Below are 6,329 nucleotides of genomic sequence, written 5' to 3'. Positions count from 1 at the left end.
AAAAGACCCCATGACCGGCTGCCGGCGCCGGGTCTGCTGCATGGGCTGATACCAGTCGTCTTTCTTGGCGTACTTAGCCGCTGTTCGCCAGTTGATACCTACCCGCCGGCTAATTTCGGCAATACTGCACTCTTCTCGCTCGTAAAGATGTTTGATATACTGTTGTTGGGCCATTGCTATCACCTCTTGTATCCCCTCCTGCCTTTGCCCAAGTCAGAAGGGTTATTCTAGAGCGTGATGGCAATGCCCTCTTTTACACGCGCCATGCTATGCATTTTTGGCTGCCGTTTTATGCAATTCTATTATGCCAAAAACACCTACTCTAACTTATAGTTATCGAAATAGTTATAGAAATGGAATTTACGCTATAGTGCTAAGCATTCTTTGAACCCTGGATTAGGAACGTCCAGGGCATTAAAAGATTTGCGGGTATCGGCAGGATCCGTCCTTTTTGTGGGGAAATAAATACTAGGTCTGCCTTACGTCTACCAGTCATACTGATTTGCCATACTAAAGCTAAGGGGTGAAAATTTTGACCCTGTCGGCCAGGCTGATTGGCTGCCGTATTATGATTGCCCGCCTGGGGGAAAGGGATTTGCTTAACTGGTGGGACAGCGAGGCCCTCACCCCGGCCGGGCGCATAGTGCTGGGGCGCCTTTTCCCCCGCACCGGCCTGTGGGCGGCGGCGGAGCTGGCTGTGGAAACGGCCGGCGCCATGCACCGGGCCATGATGCCCCACCCCGGCGCCTATAACCTTTTTTACCTAGGAGAAACCATAGAGCAGCAATTGACACGCATCCTTCACCGGCAGAAGGTACCTGCTGACCATTTTAATGATCAGAAGATTAATATACAGGAGATACTGGCGCGATTGCCTGTGGAAGGGATCGAGATCCAGCACCAGGCCGGCCACAGCGTCAGCCAGGGGGGCGATCACTTGCCGGACACGCTACCGGCGGGAATGTGCCCGGCGGAACCCCGGCCCGGCCACGGCCACATTTACGACAACCATCACCCGCCGGACCGGCAACCGGCTAAAGATGGTCCGGCAGGCCTGGAAACCTTTCTAATCAGCCAGCTGGCCGGCGGGAAACCGGACTCCCGTACGGTGGCCTCCTGGCAGAAAAAGGTGGTTTCCGGCACCGTATGTATATCTGAGAATACGGAAGCCCCGGTGACCGTCTCCCAGTGGAACGCTTTGCTGGACCGGCTGCTGGCCGGCTATACCATCAGCGACCCCGGCAAACTGATCATGCCCTATTTTACCGTTAAAGGCAACGGTGCCTTATCTTTGCCGGCCGGGGAACTGGGGGCCGCCGGATGAAGAGCAGTCTTTCGCCGGAGTATAACTGTACCGTCATGGAGGGCCGGCGGGTGGGTGTTTCCGCTTCCGGGCGCCGGTACACCTGCAACCTCATGAAAGGAGTGGCCTTGGCGGAAAGCAGGCAGCTGTTGCTGGAATGGCAACCCGGGGAGGACCGGGCCTCTTTTTCCGCCCGGGTCGCCGGGGCCAACCTTTTGGGCAAGGCCAGCCGCCGGCGAGTGCGGGACCTGGTACAGAGCGTCTTCTGGCCCCGTTTTTTTGCCGGCAATGTGCCACCCGGTGAGCTAGCTCGGATGATGCTTAAGGTCATTTTCGATACGGCAACCGCCTTTCGCCTGGTTTACTACCATGCCGCCCTGGCCGACCGGCTGCTATACGACTTTGTCACCCAGTGGCTTCTTGCCCTTTACCAGAAAAGCCGTCATCAGGTCGTTGTTGACGATGGGGTGGCTTTTATCGAAAAGCAAATCCAATCCGGGCTCATCAAGCCCCCCTGGTCGGAAAACGTCAAGTTAAAAACGGCACAGGGCCTGCTGGCTGCCTGCCGGGACGGCGGTATCTTACGGGGAACGGTAAAAAAAGAATTTGCCCCGGTGCAACTGCCCCGCCCCGTCTTTCTCTATGTGGCCTATTATCTGAAGGGTCTGGTGGCCTCTGCGGCCCGGTTGGTGGCCCACCCCGACTGGGGCCTCTTTCTGCTCACCCCCAGACAGGTTGAGGAACTGTTTCTGGAAGCCCACCAGGCCGGCGACCTGGGTTTTTACTGCGCAGGAGGGATAATGCGCGTTGAATGGCCATACCCCGACCTCGCACGGTTCGTCCGGGGTTTCACTGGAACAAATGCTTAAAAAATTGGAAGAGAGGTTAATCGCGCCCGTACCGTCTTTGAGCGCTTACCATGATCTGCCCTTCGCCATCTTCCTGTACGATCCGGCCCGGGAGTTCGAACTGCGTTCTTCCGTGAAAAACCTGGTCACTCGCTTGAAGACCAACCACGGCAAAGAGGTGGTAACCATCTCCTTGGCCCATCTCATGTACCGGGCTGTGGAAGAGACCCGGGGGTTGGACCGGCTGGCGGCCATGGAGATGGAGATGGGCCTGGAACTGGCCGTGCAGACTGTACACCGCATCCTCTCCGGTAAATACCCCCTGCATCAGCGGGTGAAGGATGAACTGGAACGGCGGTTAAAGACCTCCGGCCTGGCGCCGGATCCGGCCGGGACGGTTCTCTTTTTAACCCGGGCCGGTGCCCTTTTTCCGGCCTTCCGCACCTCGGCCCTGCTGGAAAAACTACAGGGCCTGGTGCACGTGCCCACGGTCCTTTTTTACCCCGGCACTCTAGAGGGCATTAAAGGTCTGCGTTTTATGGGCATTTGCCAGCCGGATCACAACTATCGTCCGGAGATTTATGGTGTGGAGGGACTGTAGATGGGTAAAATCCTGGACCTCTTTGAGCGAAAAATAGACCGGCGCATCGAAGAGGTCATCAAAGTGGACCAGGCCGATGAGGATGTGGTTTTTAATGAACTGACGGAATATGTGGTCACCCCGTCCATAAAAAACTATTTTCTGGAAGTGTTAGAATGTTATGAAGAGACACCCCGCAAACCCCACGAAGGCATCGGCGTTTGGGTTAGCGGCTTCTTTGGATCGGGAAAATCCAGCTTTGCCAAAATCCTGGGCTACATCCTGGAAGGCCGGATGGTTAAAGGCCGCCCGGCATCGGAAATCTTTGCCGAACAGGCTGCCGACGACCGCATTACCGTTTTGCTGCGCAAGATTAACCGCCAGATACCTACCGCAGCCGTGATCTTTGACCTGGCTACCGATCGGGGGGTGACCAGCGGAGCGGAAATGCTGACGGAAATCGCCTACCGGGCTTTCCTGGGCCACCTGGGCTACTCCGACGACCTGGACCTGGCCGAGCTGGAAATTGCCCTGGAGTCGGCCGGCCGGCTGGAACAGTTCCGGCAGCTCTATGCCGAGATGTACGGGCAGCCGTGGGAGGAAGGCCGGGAATACATTGGTTTTGCCAAAAGCGAGGCCAGCGCTGTTATGCACCGCCTGGACCCGGCCACTTATCCAGCCGCCGATTCCTGGGCCCGAACTGCCCGCCATGTGGACATTTCGGCCAACGATTTTGCCGTCCGGGCCTTTGAACTGCTGGAACGTCGCCGCCCGGGGACCAGGAACTTGGTTTTTGTGGTGGACGAGGTAGGCCAGTATGTTTCCCGCAGCACCGAGAAAATGCTGGACCTGCAGGGGCTGGTACAGGCCTTTGGCCGGGTGGGCCGGGGGCGGGCCTGGCTGGTGGTCACTTCCCAGGAAAAACTGGATGAAGTGGTGGATAATCTAGAAGGGAAAAAGAGCGAGTTGGCCCGGCTGCGGGACCGTTTTCCCCTGAATGTGGACCTGGCTCCTGCGGACATCAGTGAAGTGACCAGCCGCCGGGTGCTGACCAAAAAACCGGCCGCCGAGGAGGCTTTGCAGGAACTTTACCGGTGTCACCAGGGGGCCCTGGGTACCCATACTGCCCTCACCGGGGGCGTCCATCAGCCCCTGGATCCCGAAACCTTTGCCCGTCTCTACCCCTTTGTACCATACCAGATCGACCTGATCATTAACATTGTTTCGGGGATGCGCACCCAGTCCGGGGTCAGCCGCCACATGGGCGGTAGCAACCGTACCATTATTAAACTGGCCCAGCAACTGATCATCCACCCCCGGGTCAACCTGGGAGAGGAAGAGGTAGGGCGTCTGGTCACCCTGGATATGGTTTACGATTTGATGGAAGGCAACATCAGTTACGAAAGGAAAAAGGATATTGTCGAAATCGCCCGTGCCTACCCCGATCCCCTGGTGTCACGGGTGGCCAGGGCCGTCTGCCTGCTGGAGTTTAGCTACAAGGTGCCCGGCACCGCCGAAAATATCGCCGCCGTGCTTTACCCCGCCGTAGGGGCGCCCTCCCTTCTTCCCCGGGTGAGGGAAGCCCTGGAAATCCTGGTGCGGGACCGGCGGATTAAAGAGGGGGAAGAAGGGTACGAACTCCTCACCGCCGAGGGCAAGCTGTGGGAGGAAAAGCGCCAGGGCTTTGGCCTGGATGCACCCGATGAAAAAAGGCTGCAAAGGGAATTTGTGGATGGGGTTTTCAAAACACTGAAACCCTACCGCCATGCAGGGTTGAAGAATTTTACCCCCGCCCTGGAGCTGCACGGGGAAAGGCTGGGCCGGGAGGGGGATGTGCCCTTCATTCTGTACCTGGCCAGCGATGAGCAGTACGGCCGGGTCTGTGACGAGGCCCGGGAGAAAAGCCGTGCCGAACAAAACTCCCTTTTCTGGGTGGTGCCCCTTGATGAACAGGTGCAAAACCTTTTTGTGGAAGTGTATCGCTCCGAAAAAATGGTGGAAACCCACGAGCGGGAAATGCTTACCCGGGAACTGGGCCAGCTGGTGGCCGACGAAAAACGTCGCCTTTCGGTGTTAAAGCAGCGCCTGTCCGGCGCTATAAGCTTGGCCCTTTTAAATGGAACGACCTACTTCCAGGGAGTGGCCCGGGAAGCCCGGGGGCTAGGGGACAATCTGCAGGCCGTGGTCCACGCCCTTCTGGAGCTTTCCGTGCCGGTGATCTTTGACCGGTTTGACCTGGCCGCCGTGCCGGTGAAGGGGGAGGAGGCCGGGCAACTGCTGGCCTCGACCAACTTGGTCGGCCTGCCCGCCGTGGTTTACGACGGCCCCGGGGGCCTGCATCTGGTGCACAAGAAGGGTCGCACGTATATGATCAACCTGAATGCCCCCTGCCTGACCCACGTGCAGTCGTTCATTGCGGAGGAATACCGGAAAACCAGCCAGCCGGTCAGCGGCCGGGCGCTGGAAACCCGCTTTCGCGGTTTCGGCTACGGCTGGGACCTGGAAGTAATCATGCTCATTGCCGCCGCCCTGTTCCGGGGGGCGGCAGTGGAGGTTTACTCCCAGGGACGGCTCTACCGTAGCTATACCGTGGCTGCGGCCCGGGAGGTTTTCCTGAAGGTGCCGCTTTTTCGCGCCGCCGGCTTTACCCCCCGGCAGGGGAGCCTCACTTTAACGGATCTGGTCAACGCAGCCCAGGCCTACCAGGAAATATACGGGGAGACCCCTGAACACGAAGTGGAGGCCATTTTTGAGGGTTTACGCCAGGCCTTCCAGAAAGAAAAGGAGATCATCCTGCCCATCTTGACCGCCATGCATCACGAAGGATTGCCCGGCCGGGACAACCTGGAGTCTTTTCTGGCCACCATACAGGGGATCATGGAAAGCGCCCCCGATGAAGCGGTAAAGGTTTTCGCCGACCAGCGGCAGGAGTTCAAAGCGGCCATTGATGCCCTGCGGGGACTTCAAGAAGCCCTGAGCGGGGAAAACCTGGCCCGGCTGAAGAGGGCACGCATGGTGCTGGACCGGGCTTGGCCCGTGTTGCAAAAGTACGGTCGGCCGGATGACGGGCTGGTAGAAGCGGCCGGCCGTCTGAAGGAGAATCTGGCCGCCCCATCATTTTACCGGCGCCTGCCGGCCATTAATGCTGATACCGCTGTTCTGGCCGCCGCCTACGGCAAGCTTTACCGGCAGGTCTTTGCGCAGCGGGCCGAGGCCTACCGGGCGGTGCTGGAAGAGATACGCAACCGGCCGGAGTGGATCACGGTGCCCTATGAGCTGCGGCCCCGGGTGACCGGCCGGCTGGAGGAAAAGGCCGGTTTAGACATGGAGATCCGGGACGATCTGACCTTCCAGCCTCCGGTGGAACAGATGAAATCTGACCTGGACGCGGTGGACAGTTTGCGCCGGGCTGCTCTCCTGGAGCTGGAGAAGCTGACCGCTCCCCAGGTGCCCATCCGCCGGGTCCGGCTGGGCAAATTTGTACGTACCTCCCTGAGTAGTGTGGAGGAGCTGGATGCCGCCCTGGCCCGGTTGCGGGAAGAGTGTATAAAGGCCTTTGCCGAAGGGGCCAGGGTAATCATAGAATAGGGTGATCTTA

General features: G+C 58.7%; 4 protein-coding genes. All 4 read left to right on the top strand.

Annotation, left to right across the window (positions count from 1 at the left end; translation table 11 throughout):
- Nucleotides 1-532 precede the first annotated feature (532 nt).
- The 4 genes from BUA65_RS01265 to brxC are packed head-to-tail and all read left to right on the top strand — an operon-like array spanning nt 533 to nt 6,319.
- Nucleotides 533-1,324 carry a BrxE family protein gene (locus tag BUA65_RS01265; protein ID WP_072866939.1) on the top strand — a complete coding sequence of 264 codons (792 nt, stop codon included), beginning with the start codon at nt 533-535 and terminating at the stop codon, nt 1,322-1,324.
- Complete coding sequence (locus BUA65_RS01260; RefSeq protein WP_072866938.1) at nt 1,321-2,172, top strand: BrxA family protein; 852 nt, start codon at nt 1,321-1,323, stop codon at nt 2,170-2,172. Before BUA65_RS01265 ends, BUA65_RS01260 begins: the two co-directional genes overlap by 4 nt.
- Nucleotides 2,165-2,752 (top strand): BREX protein BrxB domain-containing protein, encoded by a 588-nt coding sequence (locus tag BUA65_RS01255; protein WP_072866937.1) that lies wholly within the window; start codon nt 2,165-2,167, stop codon nt 2,750-2,752. Before BUA65_RS01260 ends, BUA65_RS01255 begins: the two co-directional genes overlap by 8 nt.
- Nucleotides 2,753-6,319, top strand: a complete 3,567-nt coding sequence (brxC, locus tag BUA65_RS01250; RefSeq protein ID WP_072866936.1) for a BREX system P-loop protein BrxC — start codon at nt 2,753-2,755, stop codon at nt 6,317-6,319.
- The last annotated feature ends 10 nt before the right edge of the window (nt 6,320-6,329 follow it).

The organism is Desulfofundulus thermosubterraneus DSM 16057 (assembly GCF_900142025.1).
GTDB classification, from domain to species: Bacteria; Bacillota; Desulfotomaculia; order Desulfotomaculales; family Desulfovirgulaceae; genus Desulfofundulus; species Desulfofundulus thermosubterraneus.
This window is presented reverse-complemented; position numbering and strand designations above follow the sequence as displayed.